The following is a 17,091-nucleotide window of genomic DNA, read 5'->3' as shown; positions in this document are numbered from 1 at the left end:
AGTAAATTACGAGCGAACAGACCAGATCGAAGGAGTCCCGGGTGCGGCTGGCAGGACGGGTGATCGTGGTGACCGGGGCTGCGTCGGGGATTGGCGCGGCCTGTGCGGAGCGCGCGCTGACCGAGGGCGCGCAGGTCGTGCAGGTCGACGTACAGCCCTGCAAGGAGCTGCCGGGCAAGGCGATCAGCGTGGTCGGTGACGTCGCGTCGCCGGACACCTGGGCGGAGGTCCGGTCGCGCGGTCGCGACGAACTCGGCCCGATCGACGGGCTGGTCAGCAACGCGGTCGTGGTCGACGTGAAGCCGGCGCACGAGCTGACACCGCCGTCCTGGCAACGCCAGCTCGACGTCAACCTGACCGCCGCGTTCCTCGGCTTCCGGGCGCTGTACGACGACCTCGTCGCGGGTGCCGGCTCCGTCGTTCTCGTGTCGTCGGTGCACGCGCTCACGGGCCTGCCCGGGCACCCGGCGTACGCCGCGACGAAGGGCGCACTGGTCGCGCTCGGACGGCAATTGGCGGTTGAGTACGGCCGGTCGATCCGCGTGAACAGCGTGCTGCCGGGCCCCGTCGTCACCGCGATGTGGGACCGCGTCGACACCGAGGGCCGCGAGCAGAGTGCCCAGGCGACAGCGCTCAAACGACTCGGGCAACCCGACGAGGTCGCCCAGGCGGTGGCGTTCCTGCTGTCGCACGAGGCGTCGTTCGTCACCGCGACCAGCCTGGTGGTCGATGGCGGATGGTCCGCCGTGAAGGACTCGGCGTGAGGGAGAGCAGTGTGATTCACCGCGGCGTGTCGCGGGGCCTGCACGGGCAGATCGTGGAGGTGATGGCGCGGCGGATCCTGTCCGGGCAGATCCCGGAAGGCGCGACCATCAACGTCACCGAGCTGCAGGCAGACCTTGGCGTCAGCCTCACAGCGGTGCGCGAGGCGTTGAAGGTGCTGACCGCGAAGGGCCTGGTCGACGCGCGGCAGAAGCGCGGCACGTTCGTCCGGCCGCGGTCGGACTGGAACCTGCTCGACGCGGACATGATCCGCTGGCACTTCAAGGACGCCGACACCCGGCCCGAGTTGCTCGAAGAACTGCACGAGGTCCGCGGAATCGTCGAGCCGGCCGCGGCCCGGCTGGCCGCGGTGCGCGCCGACGACTCGCATCTGACCGCGCTGGACGAGGCGCTGGCGGCGATGGAGTCGGCAGGTGACGACTTCGCGGCCGTGGCGGCCGACCTCGCCTTCCACCGGGCGCTGCTCGCCGCGACCGGCAACGAACTACTGACGAAGATGGAAGTGATCATGGAAACCGGGCTCGCCGACCGCGACCGGCTGGTGCACAAGGTCAAGCCGTCCGACGATCCGGTGCCGAGTCACCGCCGGGTCGTCGACGCGGTCCGCGCCCACGATCCGGAGGGCGCCGAGCTCGCGATGCGGGAGCTGCTCGCGAAGGCGGCCGAAGACCTGACCGAGGTGCGTGGCTCGGCCTCGGGCCGCCGTACGCCGGGACGCGGGCGGCGCTCGTGAAGATCGAGAGAATCGAGACGTTCCTCGTGCCGCCGCGCTGGCTGTTCTGCCGGGTCGAGACCAGCGACGGTGTCGTCGGGTGGGGCGAGCCGGTGGTCGAGGGCCGCGCGGAGGTCGTCCGCACCGCGATCGACGTACTGTCGGAGTACCTGATCGGCCAGGACCCGTTGCAGATCGAGCGGCACTGGCAGGTGCTGACGAAAGGCGGCTTCTACCGCGGCGGACCGGTGCTCAGCAGCGCGGTCGCCGGACTCGACCAGGCGCTCTGGGACATCGCCGGCAAGGTGTACGGCGCCCCGGTGGCAGCGCTCCTCGGTGGACGGGTCCGCGATCGGGCGCGTGTCTACGCGTGGGTCGGTGGCGACGAGCCCGCCTCGATCGCTGACGCCGTCGCGGAACAGGTCGCGGCGGGGATGACCGCTGTGAAGATGAACGCCAGCGGGCGGATCCAGGCCTCGCCGACCGTTGCCGAGCTCAACGACATCGTGAGCCGGCTCGCCGCCGCCCGTGAGGTTCTCGGGGACACCCGGGATGTCGCGATCGATCTGCACGGACGCGTCGGCGTGGCGGCGGCGCGCCGAATCCTGCACGCGGTCGAGGACCTGCAGCCCCTGTTCGTCGAGGAGCCCGTGCTGCCGGAACAAATGACCCACCTGGCCGAAGTGGTCGCGGCCTCGACCGTTCCGGTTGCGCTGGGCGAGCGGCTCTACCATCGCTCGGACTTCATGGCGCCTCTGGACGCGGGCGTCGCGGTCGTGCAGCCCGACGTCTCGCACGCGGGCGGCATCTCCGAACTGCGGCGGATCGCCGTACTCGCGGATGCGCACGGGGCGATGGTCGCGCCCCACTGTCCACTCGGACCGATCTCGCTGGCGGCTTCGTTGCAGGTGTCGTTCGCGACGCCGAACTTCCTGATCCAGGAGCAGAGCCGGGGCATCCACTACAACGTGACCAGCGACCTCACGTCGTACGTCGTCGATCCGGCGCCGTTCACCTGGATCAACGGCCATGCGGAGTGGAATCCCCAACCAGGCTTGGGGATCACGATCGACGAGGCCGCGGTCCGCGCCGCCGACAAGACCGGCCACGCCTGGCGCAACCCGGTGTGGACGCACGACGACGGGTCGTTCGCCGAATGGTGACGCCACGGACGAGCGGCCTGGTGACCGTTGATCCCGCCGACGGCGGTCGTTGGACGTCGCTGTACCTCGGCGGACGCGAGTGGCTCTGGGCCGGACCCGGCCTGGTCGACGGCCCCCGCACCGGCCTCGCCACCTTCATCGACGCGGGCGGTGTCGACGAATGCTTCCCGACGGTCCGCGGCAACCCCGACCACGGCGGGCTCTGGAATCAGCCGTGGGACGGGACGGTGGCGTACGGCGACGCGGTACTCACGCGGACGTTCACGACCGGTGCGGACACCGTCTCCGTCGACTACCGCCTCGAGGCTCCGCCGGGGTACACCTTCGTCTGGGCCGCGCACGCACTGCTGGACTGCATGCCCGGGGCAACCATCACGGCGCAACCCGGGACCTCCTGCCGCCTGTTCTCGGAGGCTGCTCCGTGGCTGCCCTGGGCCTGGCCGGACGATGTGCCGTGGGTGACTGCCGCGTGGCCGACTCCGCTCGACCTCGGCACCTTCGGTCCCACGGACGGGACGGCCGCCGGCGCGGTCCTGGTGGACTGCCCGACGGTCTCGGTCCACGACCGCGGCGCCGAGCTCACCATGACATTGAGCTGCCCGGGGCAACCGGTCTCGACCGCGTTGTGGCGGAACCAGGGCGGTTTCCCGAGCGATGCGCCGTACCGGAGCCTTGGGGTGGAACCGATGCTGGGCAGGGTGTTCGACCTGGCGACAGCCGGGCCCGGAGACGCCGCGGTGGTCCCGGAGAGTGGCGAACTGGCCTGGCGGCTGACGCTGTCCGCCAGGCCAGTCTGATGTCAGCCGAGCGGCAGATCGAGTACGGCGTTGGGGACCGACGTGCTGTTGGTGGTGCGGATGCTGTTGAGCTCGGTCGCGGTCAGGGCCCGTTTGTAGATGCGGACCTCGTCCAGCGCGCCGTCGAAGTGGTGCGCTCCGTCGAGGCGCTGGCCGACGTACATCTTGAAGGGGCGGCCGGGACTGACCGATCCGGCCGGCGCGGTGACGGAGGCGGCCTGGGCGCCGTCGACCCAGATCGAGAGCGTGCCGGCTTTGCGTTGCAGGGCGACGTGGTGCCAGGTGTTGTCGTTGTACGCCTTCGTCGTCTGGACCGCGGCGGTGTTTCCGCCGGTGGTGATCAGGCCGCGGATGCGGCTGTCCGCCGGTTCGGCGCGCAGCCAGAACTGGGAGTACTCGTTGATCCCGTAGCCCCAGAAGATCGCTTGCGGGGTGGTGGATGCGCCGTACTTGATCCAGGCCATCGCGGTGAAGTCGCCCGCGCCGACCGCGAGCGACTCCGCGAACGGCAGCTGGATCGCGTCGTCGACCCCGTCGAGATCTCTCGCCTGACCGAACTTGCCGGCCACGGCCGTCGTGCCGCCCCGCAGGTAGCTGTCGTTGTGCAGGCCGGAGACGTCCGGCGTTGTCGGGCCCAGCGGCGCGTCGGGGTGGCCGATGTCGTACTCGGTGAAGCGGGCGAACCGGATCTGGTCGCGCGCGTCGACCGTGCCGCCCTCGTAGAGCAGGCCGATCTCGCCGGTGTCCAGGATCGCCATGTCGGAGTACCCGGACCAGTCACTGGTGATCCGGGTGCCTTCGGCCACGCTCTGCCAGGTCTTGCCCTCGTCGAAGCTGGACCGGATCGTCATGTACCTCCTGCGGTCCGGATCCGCCGGCGACGCGAACAGGATGCGGTTGTACTTGTCGCCCCGGTCGACTGCTCGCAGGCGCTGCAGCGAGCCCTGGACGACCGGCGTGGTCAGGCCGGCGATGGTGGCGAACGGCGCGGAAAACGTGTGACCGCCGTCGTTGCTGACCGCGGCCATCCGGCTCGCTCCCGACGTACCGGCGTTGTTGCGCGCACCGGCGTACACACCGCCGTCGACCTTCTCGACGACGCTGATCTCCTGGGGTGTGGCGTCCGACCTCAGATCGGTCGCACCCTTGTGCCAGGTCACGCCGTGGTCGTCGCTGTACACGAGCTGGCCCGCGTTCTTACCGGCGCCGTTGTCGTAGTTGGTACCGGCGACGAGCCGGCCGGCGTGGGCGCCGCGGGTGAGCTGGATGCCGTGGACGGGTCCGGTCGCGTACCACCCCCAGGCCGGATCGTCGATCTGGTCACCGATGTTCTTCGCCGTGCTCCAGGTCCTGCCGTCGTCGTCGCTGACCTGGACGTACGGCGTTCGCGGGCGGCTCGTCGTACCGGGGTCCATCGTGGACAGCAGCACGATCCGGCCGGTCTCGTAGTCGACGATCGGGGCAGGGTTGCCACGGGTGGCCACCGCGCTCGGATCGGAGTCGGTGCCGGAGAGCACCGTCTGGGGCGCCGACCAGGTGCGGCCGTCGTCCTCGGAACGACGCATCACCAGGTCGATCTCCTGGGAGTCCGCGCACCACGCGCGGCGGGCTTCGGCGAACGCGAGCAGCGTGCCCGCTTTGGTCTTGACGATCGCGGGAATGCGGTAGCAGCCGTACCCGGCGTCGCCCTTGTTGAACAGCACGGTCTGGGTGACGGCGGCCTGGGCAGGCGGAGCCGGAAAGGTCAGCGCGGCCGCCACGAGGGCCAGCGCGACGAGGAGCCTTGGCATGAGCGGATGCCTCCTGTGAGTAAACAACGGGGCGGTTGTTCACTTCGTAATTGAGCCACAGATCGGGCGTCCACGCCAGAGGTCATGGGACGTCCTATGTCTTGTCGATGACTTAGGTTGGAGACCATGGATCTGCTTGCCGAACTGCGCAGCCGGAAACTGCTCGCGATCATCCGCGCCGATGGGGCGGACACCGCGCTCGCCTGCGTCCAGACTCTCGTCGAGGCGGGCATCACCGCGCTCGAGATCTCGCTCACCACGCCCGGCGGGATCGAGGCGATCGCCACGGCGCGCTCGCAGTACGACCCGCACATCCTGATCGGCGCCGGGACCGTCGTCACCGCGGCGCAGGCCGACGAGGTCGCCGCCGCGCACGCCGACTTCACGGTCACCCCGGCCATCACCCGCGGCGCGCACCGCTCGGTCGAGCTCGGCCTCCCGCTGCTGTGCGGCGCCCTCACTCCCACCGAGGTGGTCGCCGCCCTCGATCTGGGGGCGACAGCGGTGAAGATCTTCCCCGCCAAGGTGCACGGCCCCGGCTATCTGGCGGAGCTCCGAGCTCCGCTCCCCGACGCGCCGCTCATCGCCGTCGGCGGAGTCGACGCGGTGTCCGCCCCGAAGTACCTCGCCGCCGGTGCGCTCGCGGTCGGGGTCGGCTCGCCACTCCTCGGCGACGCCGCCACCGGCGGCTCCCTGTCCGAACTGTCCATCCGAGCCAGCCGCTTCCGCACCGAACTCAACATCTGACACACCACCCGCCCCACCACCCCACCACCCCGCCCGACCGCCCCGCCGTTCCATCCCCCGCGGACCAGCTAATTTGGCTGGTTCACCCACGAGATGATGGGTTCTCCACCCTTGATAGCGGTGCAGAACCCCGCATCTGATGGGTGAACCAGGCAAACGCGGCAGGCGGCCGAAGCCTTTCCCTCGTTGCCGGAGTACTGAAGGAGTGCTGACATGACGGATCTGCTCACGCTCGGCGAGACGATGGTCTCGGTGCGGACCGCGCGTCCGATGCGCCTCGGTGGTGACGCGCACCTGTCGATCGCCGGCTCCGAGAGCAACGTGGCGATCGGGGTCGCGCGGCTCGGACACGACGTCACATGGTTGAGTGCCGTCGGCAACGACGAACCCGGCCGGCTGATCCAGCGCACTCTCCGGGCCGAGAACGTCGACCCCCGGATCCGGTTCGCCGACGACGCGTTCACCGGGTTCATCGCGTTCGACCAGCCGTCGCACGACATCACCCGGGTCAGCTACCACCGCCGCGGCTCGGCCGCTTCCACCCTCACACCCGAGGAAACGACGGCCGCCGTCACCGCGCTGACGCCGACCCTGCTCCACGTCACCGGCATCACCCCGGCCCTGTCCGACTCAGCCCGGGCCGCGACGCTGGCCGCCGTACGGACGGCCTCCACAGGAAGCACTCAGGTCTCGCTGGACGTGAACTACCGCGCCCGTCTCTGGCCTCGCGCCGAAGCAGCCGCCGCACTGCGCGAACTCCTCCCCCACGTCCACACCGTCTTCGCCTCCGACGACGAACTGGACCTGCTCACCGACGCCGCCGACCCGATCGCCGACTTGCTCGAGACCGTCGGCACCGTTGTCGTGACCGCCGGCGGAAAGGGCGCTTGGTCGCACACCAAGACTGATTCGCCCGAGGTGCACACCGTCCACCGCCCCGCGCTCCCGGTCACGGTCGTCGACAGCATCGGCGCCGGTGACGCGTTCGTCTCCGGCTACCTCTCCGCCACCCTCGACAACCTCACCCCGGAGGCCCGCCTCGACCGCGCCACCACCTCAGGCGCCTTCTGCGTCACGGCGTACGGCGACTGGGAATCCCTCCCCACCCGCGACGACCTGACCCTCCTCACCCACACCCAAGGCACCGCCCTCCGCTGAGCAGGATGGTTCCCGTGTCCGATCGGTTGCCGGGTGGGTTCGACCAGGGTGCGGAGCTGGTCGACGGCACAGTGCGTCGTACGCCGGGACCGTGGACGCGATCGGTTCAGGCGCTGCTCGCCCACCTGGAAGCAGCTGGATTCGACGGTGCGCCGCGGCCGCTCGGCTTCGACGCCGCAGGGCGCGAGGTGGTCAGCTTCCTCGACGGACAGACCGTCGGTACGACGAGGCCGTGGCCGGCCTGGACCCACAGCGACGCGGCGTTGGCCGACGTCGCGACTTGGCTGCGCCAGTACCACACCGCCGTCGCGGACTTCGTTCCACCGGCATCGTCGTACTGGCGCGAAGGCGGCGCCTGGCGACCTGGCCAGATCATCGCTCACAACGACGCTGCGCCGTACAACGCGGTGTGGAACGACACCGGCCTGGTCGGCTTCGTCGACTGGGACATGGCCGGCCCCACCACTCCCGAGCTCGACGCCGCCTGGGTCGCTTTCTCGTGGATCCCGTTCCACGCGTCCCACGTGATCGCCGCCGAGGGTTTCACCGACCTCGGCTCGCGGCCTCGCCGGCTGGAGCTCTTCCTCCGGACCTACAACTGGCAGGGCACGACCCGAGACTTCGCGGACCTGATCGCCGCTCGCATTTCCCACCAGCTGTCGGTCGTGACGAGCAACGCCGACGGAGGCGACCCGACGTACCGGAAGATCGTCGCCGCCGGACGCGCCCACGATCTCGAAGTGGCCCTCGACGAGCTTCGCGCCTCGGGGCTGGCGACCTGACCGGTCTTCTCACAGACCTCCAGTGACGGCTTACGACAGCAGGGCCGGGTCGGATTCCAGTTCGCGTTCGGGATCGAGCGGGAGGACGATCTTGAAGACCGTGCGGCCCGGTTCCGATTCGACGCGGAGGTCGCCGTGGTGTTTCTTCACGACGATCCGCCACGAGATGTCGAGGCCCAGGCCGGTACCCTCACCGATCGGCTTGGTGGTGAAGAACGGCTCGAAGATGCGCCGCCGGATCTCCTCCGGGATGCCGGGCCCGGTGTCGCCGATCTCGACGACCGCGTAGGCACCGTCCCGGCGTGTCCGGATCGTCAGCGTCCCGGAGCCGGCCATCGCGCTCACCGCGTTGTCGATGATGTTCGTCCACACCTGGTTGAGCTCGGCGGCGTACGCCGGGATCGCGGGCAGCTCGGGATCGAAGTCCTTGACGATCTCGTACCCCTGCAGCTTGCCCGACATCATCACCAGCGTCGACTTCAGCAGCTCCCGCAGATCGACGGTCTGGTACGGCGCCCTGTCGATCTGCGAGTACTGCTTGGCAGCACCAACAAGTGTCGAGATCCGGGTGACGGAGTCGTCGATCTCGTTCATCAGCGACTCGGTGTCGATCGTGTACATCAGCCACCGCACGGCGCCTTCGAGGTACTTCGGCCCGACCGCCGCCAGCACGTCCTCCATCCACGGGACGTCCAGCCCGGCCGAGGCCAGCACCGGCGCCACATCCCAGCTCGCCTGCACGTCGTGGTCGTCGAGCCAGTCGGTGAGCGTGTCCTCGCGGTCGGACAGCTCCATCGGCGGGAGGTCCTTGTCCTTGTTCTTCTCCAGCCGCTCGACCGCGTCGTCCTGCAGTTCGACGATCTGGTGCAGCTTGGTCGCGTCGAGCGTGCCGTCAGCGAGCATCGCGAGCTTCGACCGCATCCCGGAGACGCGCTGCCGCAGGGTCGCCGCGGCGCGGACCGCCGCGGCGGCCGGGTTGTTCAGCTCATGGGTCAGCCCCGCGGACAACGAGCCAAGGGCGAGCAGCCGCTCGCGCTCCCCCAGCGTCTCGTTGGTCCGCCGCATGCCCATCACGAAGCCCTCGATCAGGTGCACCGCCATCGGGAACCAGGTGTTCATCATCGTCGCCATCGTCTCGGCGCTGACGACGAAGAACTCCGACGGCTGGGTCACCTGCATCGTCGCCGTGTACGACTTGTGGTCGGCGGCGCCGAAGAACGCGTTGAACGCACCGGCGTACACCCCGCGCTGGCCGGTCCGGTTGATCTCGACCAGCTCACCGTGCGACAGCTTGCACAGCCGCAGCTCACCGGACAGCAGCACGTAGCAACAGGTGGCTTCGTCGCCCTCGTTGAAGACCGTGCCGTCGTGCACGCTCTCGACGTACCCGGACTGCGAGAGCCACTGCAGCTGCTCCTCGTTGAGGCTCTCGAAGAGGAACAGCGTGCGCAGCTCGTCCGGGGTCAGCCGTCGCGGCTCCGCGGTCTTCTCGGTCATCAGAGCATCTCCAGGTATCGGTGCACCAGTGTCACGGCCATCGCTCCGTCGCCGACCGCCGAGGCCACCCGCTTCACCGACTCGGCCCGTACGTCGCCGGCGGCGAACACGCCCGGCATGCTCGTTTCCAGGTGGTACGGCTCCCGCTCCAACGGCCAGCCGGCGGGCTTGCCGTGCAGGTCGGGACCGGTGAGGACGAAGCCACGCTCGTCGCGGAGCAGGTCACCGGGCAGCCAGTCCGTCCGCGGTGCCGCGCCGATGAATACGAACATCCATTCCGTGTCCACCTCCCGGCTCTCCCCGGTCTCGCTGTTCAGCAGGGTGAGACGCTCCAGGTGCTCCGAGCCCTTGCAGGACACGACCTGCGTACAGGTGTGCACGTCGATGTTGTCGATCCCGTCGATCTGGTCGATGAGGTACGACGACATCGTCGCGGTGAGCGATGGTCCTCTCACCAGCATATGCACGCGTTTCGCATGCCTGGAGAAATAGACAGCGGCCTGACCGGCGGAGTTCGCCCCGCCGATGATGTACACCTCGGCGCCGGAACATGCCGGCCCCTCGGTGGTCGCCGAGCCGTAGTAGATCCCGCGCCCGCACAGATCGTCGACACCGGGCGCCTGGAGCGTCCGGTACGAGACGCCGGTCGCCAGGATCACCGAGTGCGCCGAGATCTCGCTCCCGTCGGCGAACCGCAGCCGGCGCGCGTTGCCGAGCGTCTCCAGCCCGACGACCTGCCGGGTCGTCAGCAGCTCGGCCCCGAAACGGACCGCCTGCCGCCGCGCGCGATCGGTCAGCTGCGCGCCGGACACCCCGTCCGGGAAGCCCAGGTAGTTCTCGATGCGGCTCGACTGACCGGCCTGGCCGCCGGTCGCCAACTGCTCGACCAGCACGGTCCGCAGGCCTTCGCTGGCGCCGTACACCGCGGCACCCAGACCGGCCGGGCCGCCGCCGACCACGACCAGGTCGTAGAAGTCCTTCGCCGGCGCCGTCGACAGCCCGACCTTCTGCGCCAGCTCGGCCTCGGACGGCGCGACCATCACGGTGGCGTCGGGCGTGATCACGACCGGCAGCGTCGTACCGTCGACCTCGGCCGCGTCGAGCAGCCGCTTGGCCTCGTCGTCCTCGACGTTCAGCCAGCGGTACGGCACGGCGTTCCGGGCGAGGAAGTCGCGGGCCGCGAACGACGGCGCCGACCAGCGGTGACCGATCACCCGGGTCTCGTCGCCGGACGGCTCCGGGGTCGACCGCCACAGGTCGAGCATCGCGTCGACCACCGGATACAGCTTCTCCTCCGGCGGGTTCCACGGCTTGAGCAGGTAGTGGTCGAGGTCGACCACGTTGATCGCCTGGATCGCCGCGTCCGTGTCGGCGTACGCCGTCAGCAGCACCCGGCGGGCGAGCGGGAACAGGTCCATCGCGGCCTCGAGGAACTCGATGCCGGACATCTGGGGCATCCGGTAGTCGGCCAGCAGCAGGGCCACCGGCTCGCCCCTGAGTTTGAGCTCCTTCAGCGCGTCGAGCGCCTGCGCCGGGTTCTCCGCCCGGACGATGCGGTTCGCCTCGCCGTACCGGCGGCGGAGGTCACGGGCAATCGACCGGGAAACGCCGGGATCGTCGTCGACGGTGAGGATCACCGGGCGGGTCGTTGACGCTGTCATGCCTCCTTCATACCAGCGGATCCCTACAAACAGGCATCGGTAATCCACAGGCCGCGGCCCGGTCCGCGGGGCTGTGCGGACCGGGCCGGGTGGGCGGGCCTGGTCACGGCAGAGAGTCGAGGTACGGCGCGTGGCTGTCCTGGAACTCCCAGTTGTAGTAGCGGTCCCAGTTGATCGACCACGTCATCAGGCCGCGGAACCCGGGCGAAGTACCGCCGCGGAGGCTGTAGCCACCGCAGTTCTGGCCCTTCACCAGACAGTCGAGCGCCTGGTGCACGGCTGCCGGGGCGGTGTAGCCGTTGCCTGCGCTGACCGCCGCCGGGAGCCCGAAACCGATCTGGTCGTCGCGCAGTCCCGGGAACGTCTGGCCGGTGTTCGCCACCGGGAAGCCGGCCTTGACCATGTCGGTCATGGCGATGTGGAAGTCCGCGCCGCCCATGGTGTGGTACTGGTTGTCCAGCCCCATGACCGGTCCCGAGTTGTAGTCCTGGACGTGCAGCACGGTCAGCGAGTCCCGGAGCGCGTGAATGACGGGCAGGTAGGAACCGGTGCGGTTGTCGCCGCCGTTCGAGCCACCGTAGAACTGGTAGCCGACCTGCACGAAGAACGTCTCCGGCGCCATCGACAGCACGAAGTCCGAGCCGTCCTTCGCCTTGAGCGTCCGCAGCGCCGAGATGAGGTTCACGATCACCGGGGTGGTCGGGTTGCGGAAGTCGGTGTCGCCCGCATCGAGGTAGAGGGAGTGGCCTTCGAAGTCGATGTCGAGCCCGTCCAGGCCGTAGCGGTCGATGATCGCGCTGACCGAATTCACGAACGCGTCGCGGGCCGCAGTACTGGTCAACTGCACCTGACCGTTCGCACCGCCGATGGAGATCAGGACCTTCTTCCCCTCGGCCTGCTTGGTGCGGATGGCGGCCAGGAACTCCGCATCGCTCTCCACGTTCGGGCACTCGGACGCGGGACACCGGTTGAAGCGGATGTCCCCCGAGGTGACGCTCGTCGGTTCACCGAAGGCCAGATTGATGATGTCCCACTCCGCGGGTACGTCGGCCATCCGCACGTACCCGGATCCGTTGGCGAAGCTCGCGTGCAGGTACCCGATCAGCGCATGCTTCGCCGGCTCCGCCGTAGCCTGCGCCGGAACGGCAACACTGGTCAGCAGGAGTCCGAGAACTACGGCAAGCCATCGCATAGTCATTTAGTAGAGACGTTCCATAACTGTCGGTCAATGTGTCACGACGGCGGGTATCCGACGCTGTCGGGAACCGGCCTACTGTTGGCGCGTGAGCGATATCGACTGGGGCAAGGGCACGTACGAGACGACCGCGGCCGACTTGTTGCCGGCGGCACGGGAACTGGTGGACGCCGCCGGGATCAAGCCCGGCGAGCACGTGATCGACATCGGCGCCGGGACCGGCAACGTCGCCCTGCTCGCCGCGGACCGTGGAGCACGAGTGACCGCGGTCGAGCCGGCCGCCCGGCTGCGCGAGGTGATCCAGGAGGTGTCCGGCGAGCGGGACCTGACCGTCGTCGACGGCACCGCCGCGAACATCCCCTTGCCGGACGGGTCGGCGGACGTCGTCCTGTCCAACTTCGGCATCATCTTCGCGCCGGATCCGGCCGCCGCCATCACCGAGCTGGCCCGCGTGGCGAAACCCTCCAGCAGGATCCTCCTGACCAGCTGGCTGCCCGGCGTGATGGGCAAGCTCGTCGGTCCTGTCATCGGCGCCGTCCGTGAGGTCGTCGGCGGCGACAATCCCGCCGCCGGCCGGATCGACTGGCACGACCCCGAGGCCCTGTCCGCAGTGCTGTCCCCACACGGTTATCAGCTCTCCACGACAACTCTGGAAGTGGCCATCGTCACCGCCTCCGCGGAGGACTACTGGGAGACCCGTGTCGCCAACCACCCGCTCGGCGTCACGACCTTCCCGTTGCTGGAGCGCGCGGGCCGCCTGGACGAGGTACGGGCCCGCTTGCTTCAGACGCTGACCGACAACTGGACCACTCCGACCGGCGAGGTCCGCATCCCCGCGCAGTACCTGTTGGCAACTGCCGTGCGCTGACTGGCAGGTTTTCGCCAGCGGCTAGTTGAAGCCAAAACGGTGTAGCCGGCGCGACGGCTTGGCAGGCTTTCGGCGTCCGAGCTCGGGGGCGGGCGGCCGGGGCCACAGCCACGGCCAGGACTACATGCCGTGGAGGCATCACGTGAACCATCCCAACCTGCGTCGGCGCGCCGCCCTACTGGTAGGCGCCGCGCTGATCACCACCGCCTTGGTGGCTCCACCAGGCTCCGCGACTCCCGGAACGGCCGCGTCATCACCATCCATCAGTAGCCGTCTCACCTTCGCACCTGGGCGGTACGTCGTCACGCTGGCCGACAAGCCACTCGCGACGTACCAGGGCGGCGTGACCGGACTCAAGGCCACCAAACCCGCAGCAGGCCGGAAGGTCGAGGTCAACAGCACCACCGGGAAGGCATACCGCGCCTACCTGACCAGCAAGCACGCACAGGTCGCAGCCAAGGTCGGAGCGACGATCGACCAGGACTACTCGACCACACTGAACGGCTTTGCCGCTGCCTTGACCTCCAAGCAGGTCAACGAGCTCACCAAGACCCCAGGCGTGGTGTCCGTCGTACCCGACCAGCTGCACGTTGCCCTTGACGACCGCAACCCGACCGACTTCCTCAAGCTGTCCGGCCAGAACGGTGTCTGGAACAAGCTCGGCGGTACGGCGACCGCGGGCCGAGGTGTCGTAGTAGGTGTGATCGACACGGGCATCTGGCCCGAGAGCGAGTCCCTGTCCGGCCCCGAGCTCGGTACCGAACCGCCAACGGCAGCTGATCCGTACCGCCCGTACCTGTCCGGTTCGACGACCGTGATGGAGAAGGCGGACGGTAGTACCTTCACCGGAACCTGCGAGACCGGCGAGGACTTCACCGCAGACCTCTGCAACACCAAGCTGATCAGTGCGAAGTACTTCGGCGACGGCTGGCTCAGCCTGGTTCCCCCGGAGCGGCGTGCCGACTACGTGTCGCCGCGTGACGGCGAGGGCCACGGCACCCACACCGCGACCACCGCGGCCGGCCGTGCCGACGTGGACGTCGTCCTCGGCGGCCGCGACCTGGGCAAGGTCACCGGTGTCGCGCCGGCGGCCAAGATCGCCGTGTACAAGGCACTGTGGACCGGCAAAGAAGCCAACGAGACAGGCGGTCTGACCTCCGACCTCGTCGCCGCGATCGACCAGGCCGTGGCCGACGGCGTCGACGTCATCAACTACTCGGTCGGCTCGATCATCGAGTCTCCGGCCACCGATCCGGTCCAGCTGGCGTTCCTGTCCGCTGCTTCGGCCGGTGTCTTCGTCTCCGCCGCCGGCGGCAACTCAGGTCCGGACGCCTCGACCCTCGACAACACCTCGCCCTGGGTGACCACAGTCGGAGCCACCACGGTCGCGCCGTGGAACGGGACTGTGGTGCTCGGCAACGGCCAGAAGTACTCCGGTGTCAGTACTACGGTGTCGACGGCGACCGGCAGCAAGCCGCTCGTCAACGGAGCTGCCGTCAAGAACGCGAATGCCAGCGACGCAGACGCACTCATCTGCCTGGCGAACACGCTGGACCCGAGCAAGACCGCCGGCAAGATCGTCGTCTGCGACCGCGGCGTCAGTGCGCGCGTGGACAAGTCTGCCGAAGTACAGCGCGCCGGTGGCGTCGGGATGGTGCTGCTGAACCTCTTCGACCAGGACGTGGTCGGCGACTCCCACGTCGTACCGACTGTGCACCTCAACGCACCAGGGGCTCTGTCGGTGAAGTCGTACGCGACACACGCAGATGCGACCGCTGAGCTCGTCCCTGGCAACCAGACCGGCACTGCTACGCCGTACCCGCAGATGGCCGACTTCTCGTCGCGTGGTCCGTCGCTGGCGAGCAAGGGGAACCTGCTGAAGCCCGACCTCGCTGCACCGGGCGTCAACGTGCTGGCGGCCGTGGCTCCGCATACCAACGGTGGCCAGAACTACGCGTTCCTCTCGGGCACGTCGATGGCTGCACCGCACGTGGCCGGCCTGGCGGCGCTCTACCTGGCGAAGCACCCGGACTGGTCACCCATGGCGGTCAAGTCGGCACTGATGACGACTGCTGGGAACGTGCTGACCTCTACTGGTGCTGTCAACACCAACCCGTTCGACGCCGGTGCCGGTGAGGTGCAGCCGTCGAAGATGCTGGAGCCGGGCCTCGTCTACGACTCGGGTGACACGGACTGGCTGGGCTACCTGGAGGGCACCGGCGTCAAGACCGGCACCGGCGTACCCGCCATCAACCCCAGTGACTACAACGCTCCGTCGATCGCGGTCGGGCAGTTGCTGGGTACCCAGACGATCACGCGACGAGTGACCGCTGTGACTCCGGGCCTGTACCGGGCGACCGTTTCGGTGCCGGGCATGAAGGCAGTGGTGACACCGTCGATCCTGTCCTTCAGCAGGGCCGGTGAGACCAAGACGTTCAAGGTGAAACTCACGCTGGACACAGGTGACTCCGGTACGTCCACCAACGGCTGGCTGACCTGGCAGGGTGCCGGCAAGTCGGTACGCAGCCCGATCGTCGTCGTACCCACGTCCGTGCTCGCACCGACCGCAGCGTCCGGCACTGGCGCTTCCGGCTCCACGTCGTTCACAGCCACGGTCGGCAAGGCCGGTGTACCGATCCGGTCGTACGGCGTCGTGTCAGCTCCCCTGGTGCCCGGCGCAGTACCGGCAGGTGCTGCGGATGCAGACCTGCCCGACTACCCGGTGACGGTCACCGCACAGACCAAGGCGGTGCAGTGGAACATCAAGACCGTCGACTCGGCCGGGAGCATCTGGCTGGTGCTCTACAGGGTCGTGAACGGCCAGATGCAGCTGCTGTCGTTCATCGGTGACGGCTCGAACCAGGCGTCGGCCAGTCTGGCTGCACCGACCCCCGGCGTGTGGGGCGTGCTGGCGATCACCCTGTCCAACCCGCCGGGCGCCAGTACGACGGAGTACACGATGCAGACGAACGTCGTGACCGCGTCGACCGGCAACTCGCTGCAGGTGACGCCGTCGGTGGCACCCGCCGCGTTCAAGCCGTTCCAGGTGACGGCCTCGTGGTTCGGGCTTCCGACCGACAGGCGCTCCACCGGCTTCGTCGAGTTCCCGAACCGGACCGGGACGGTGGTGACGATCAACTAGGTCCAGCTGGTCAGATCCAACGCCGGCGGGCGGCCTGAAGGCCTGCCTGGAACCGGGTCTGCGCGCCGAGAGCATCCATCAGCGCGCGGACCCGGCGCTGTGTCGTCCGCGGACTGATCCTGAGGCGACGGCTGATCATGTCGTCCGTCGCCCCGCCGGCCAGCAGCATCAGGATGTCCCGGTCCGGCGCCCGCAGCGCCGCCACGTCACCACTCGCCTCGAGCTCGGGCATCGGGACGGCCAGCCCCCAGAGCATCTCGAACGTCGCGATCAGCCCGTCGAGCAGGCCGGTCGACCTGATCAGCAGATGACACTCCGCCGGCGCCCGCTTCGTCAACGCGACCAGCGCCATGTTGTCGTCGCCGAGCACCATCTTCATCGGCATCTGCGGCAGCACGCGGCTCGCTTCTCCTGCGGCCCGCAGCTCCGGGAGCACCGCCATGACCTCCTCGGACTCGAACACCTCGAACCCGTAGATCGCCCGGTACACCAGCCCGTCCCGCAGGCGCTCCAGCTCGAGCTCCTGCTGCGATGCCGGCGGAGCCGAGTACGGCCCACGGTCCAACGCCCGGATCTGCTCCCGGCAACTCCGCTGCATCTCCTCGTACGCCGCCAGCAACGTCGGCCCGTCCTCGATCAGCTCAACCTGATTGCCGTCCAGCACCGGCTTCCCCCGAGCCGACCGCAGCTCCCCCGCCACCACCTGCAACCGGGCGACCTGAGCGTCCAGTTCATCCAGCGGATCCACCACCGCACCATCCGCCACCGCCATCACCCCTCACCAACCCAACCCAAA

General features: G+C 69.0%; 14 protein-coding genes. 9 read left to right on the top strand and 5 right to left on the bottom strand.

The genetic code is table 11. The annotated features are described in order from the left end of the window. The first annotated feature begins 41 nt into the window (after positions 1–41). From BJY22_RS15560 to BJY22_RS15545, 4 genes are read left to right on the top strand one after another with little or no spacing between them, the layout of a single operon-like run. The gene (locus tag BJY22_RS15560; RefSeq protein ID WP_167207440.1) at positions 42–764 is read left to right on the top strand and encodes an SDR family oxidoreductase; all 723 of its coding nucleotides are present in this window, start codon (positions 42–44) and stop codon (positions 762–764) included. Continuing rightward, on the top strand, positions 761–1,516 hold the full coding sequence (locus tag BJY22_RS15555) for a FadR/GntR family transcriptional regulator (RefSeq protein WP_337758728.1): 756 nt from the start codon (positions 761–763) through the stop codon (positions 1,514–1,516). Before BJY22_RS15560 ends, BJY22_RS15555 begins: the two co-directional genes overlap by 4 nt. Then, positions 1,513–2,658 (top strand): galactonate dehydratase, encoded by a 1,146-nt coding sequence (gene dgoD, locus BJY22_RS15550; RefSeq protein ID WP_167207436.1) that lies wholly within the window; start codon positions 1,513–1,515, stop codon positions 2,656–2,658. The genes BJY22_RS15555 and dgoD overlap by 4 nt, the downstream gene beginning before the upstream one ends. 20 nt (positions 2,659–2,678) lie before the next feature. After that, positions 2,679–3,455, top strand: a complete 777-nt coding sequence (locus BJY22_RS15545; protein WP_202891123.1) for a hypothetical protein — start codon at positions 2,679–2,681, stop codon at positions 3,453–3,455. 2 nt (positions 3,456–3,457) lie between these two features. Here the strand turns inward: BJY22_RS15545 and BJY22_RS15540 are convergent, their stop codons facing one another. Next, positions 3,458–5,245, bottom strand: coding sequence for a sialidase family protein (locus tag BJY22_RS15540; protein ID WP_167207432.1), 1,788 nt, complete (start codon positions 5,243–5,245; stop codon positions 3,458–3,460). A 126-nt stretch (positions 5,246–5,371) separates the two neighbouring features. Between BJY22_RS15540 and BJY22_RS15535 the strand changes: the two genes are divergently transcribed. The 3 genes from BJY22_RS15535 to BJY22_RS15525 all read left to right on the top strand — a co-directional run bounded on the left by BJY22_RS15535 (position 5,372) and on the right by BJY22_RS15525 (position 7,932). Then, positions 5,372–5,992: a bifunctional 4-hydroxy-2-oxoglutarate aldolase/2-dehydro-3-deoxy-phosphogluconate aldolase gene (locus tag BJY22_RS15535; RefSeq protein ID WP_167207430.1), complete on the top strand. Its 621-nt coding sequence runs from the start codon at positions 5,372–5,374 to the stop codon at positions 5,990–5,992. 213 nt (positions 5,993–6,205) lie between these two features. Next, the gene (locus BJY22_RS15530; RefSeq protein ID WP_167207428.1) at positions 6,206–7,150 is read left to right on the top strand and encodes a sugar kinase; all 945 of its coding nucleotides are present in this window, start codon (positions 6,206–6,208) and stop codon (positions 7,148–7,150) included. 5 nt (positions 7,151–7,155) lie between these two features. Further along, positions 7,156–7,932: a phosphotransferase gene (locus BJY22_RS15525; RefSeq protein ID WP_167207426.1), complete on the top strand. Its 777-nt coding sequence runs from the start codon at positions 7,156–7,158 to the stop codon at positions 7,930–7,932. 30 nt (positions 7,933–7,962) lie between these two features. Here the strand turns inward: BJY22_RS15525 and BJY22_RS42440 are convergent, their stop codons facing one another. The 3 genes from BJY22_RS42440 to BJY22_RS15510 all read right to left on the bottom strand — a co-directional run bounded on the left by BJY22_RS42440 (position 7,963) and on the right by BJY22_RS15510 (position 12,282). Further along, positions 7,963–9,429, bottom strand: a complete 1,467-nt coding sequence (locus BJY22_RS42440; RefSeq protein WP_167207424.1) for an ATP-binding protein — start codon at positions 9,427–9,429, stop codon at positions 7,963–7,965. After that, positions 9,429–11,090: an FAD-dependent oxidoreductase gene (locus BJY22_RS15515; protein WP_167207422.1), complete on the bottom strand. Its 1,662-nt coding sequence runs from the start codon at positions 11,088–11,090 to the stop codon at positions 9,429–9,431. Before BJY22_RS15515 ends, BJY22_RS42440 begins: the two co-directional genes overlap by 1 nt. A gap of 103 nt (positions 11,091–11,193) precedes the next feature. Next, positions 11,194–12,282 (bottom strand): chitinase, encoded by a 1,089-nt coding sequence (locus BJY22_RS15510; protein ID WP_167207420.1) that lies wholly within the window; start codon positions 12,280–12,282, stop codon positions 11,194–11,196. Positions 12,283–12,373: 91 nt separating this feature from the next. Here BJY22_RS15510 and BJY22_RS15505 point away from each other — a divergent pair, with 91 nt between their 5' ends. Then, positions 12,374–13,153: a methyltransferase domain-containing protein gene (locus BJY22_RS15505; protein WP_167207418.1), complete on the top strand. Its 780-nt coding sequence runs from the start codon at positions 12,374–12,376 to the stop codon at positions 13,151–13,153. Positions 13,154–13,295: 142 nt separating this feature from the next. After that, the gene (locus BJY22_RS15500; protein ID WP_202891122.1) at positions 13,296–16,295 is read left to right on the top strand and encodes a S8 family serine peptidase; all 3,000 of its coding nucleotides are present in this window, start codon (positions 13,296–13,298) and stop codon (positions 16,293–16,295) included. Positions 16,296–16,305: 10 nt separating this feature from the next. Here the strand turns inward: BJY22_RS15500 and BJY22_RS15495 are convergent, their stop codons facing one another. Beyond that, positions 16,306–17,043, bottom strand: coding sequence for a helix-turn-helix domain-containing protein (locus BJY22_RS15495; RefSeq protein WP_167207414.1), 738 nt, complete (start codon positions 17,041–17,043; stop codon positions 16,306–16,308). Positions 17,044–17,091: the final 48 nt, after the last annotated feature.

The organism is Kribbella shirazensis (assembly GCF_011761605.1).
GTDB lineage: Bacteria > Actinomycetota > Actinomycetes > Propionibacteriales > Kribbellaceae > Kribbella > Kribbella shirazensis.
Note: the sequence above shows the minus strand (reverse complement) of the source record. Positions and strands in the feature narration are given on the sequence as shown.

Coding starts and splice junctions, on each gene's coding strand:
- BJY22_RS15540 (WP_167207432.1), bottom strand. CDS start 5,245: ATGCCAAGGCTCCTCGTCGCGCTGGCCCTCGTGGCGGCCGCGCTGACC.
- BJY22_RS15535 (WP_167207430.1), top strand. CDS start 5,372: ATGGATCTGCTTGCCGAACTGCGCAGCCGGAAACTGCTCGCGATCATC.
- BJY22_RS15530 (WP_167207428.1), top strand. CDS start 6,206: ATGACGGATCTGCTCACGCTCGGCGAGACGATGGTCTCGGTGCGGACC.
- BJY22_RS15525 (WP_167207426.1), top strand. CDS start 7,156: ATGGTTCCCGTGTCCGATCGGTTGCCGGGTGGGTTCGACCAGGGTGCG.
- BJY22_RS42440 (WP_167207424.1), bottom strand. CDS start 9,429: ATGACCGAGAAGACCGCGGAGCCGCGACGGCTGACCCCGGACGAGCTG.
- BJY22_RS15515 (WP_167207422.1), bottom strand. CDS start 11,090: ATGACAGCGTCAACGACCCGCCCGGTGATCCTCACCGTCGACGACGAT.
- BJY22_RS15510 (WP_167207420.1), bottom strand. CDS start 12,282: ATGCGATGGCTTGCCGTAGTTCTCGGACTCCTGCTGACCAGTGTTGCC.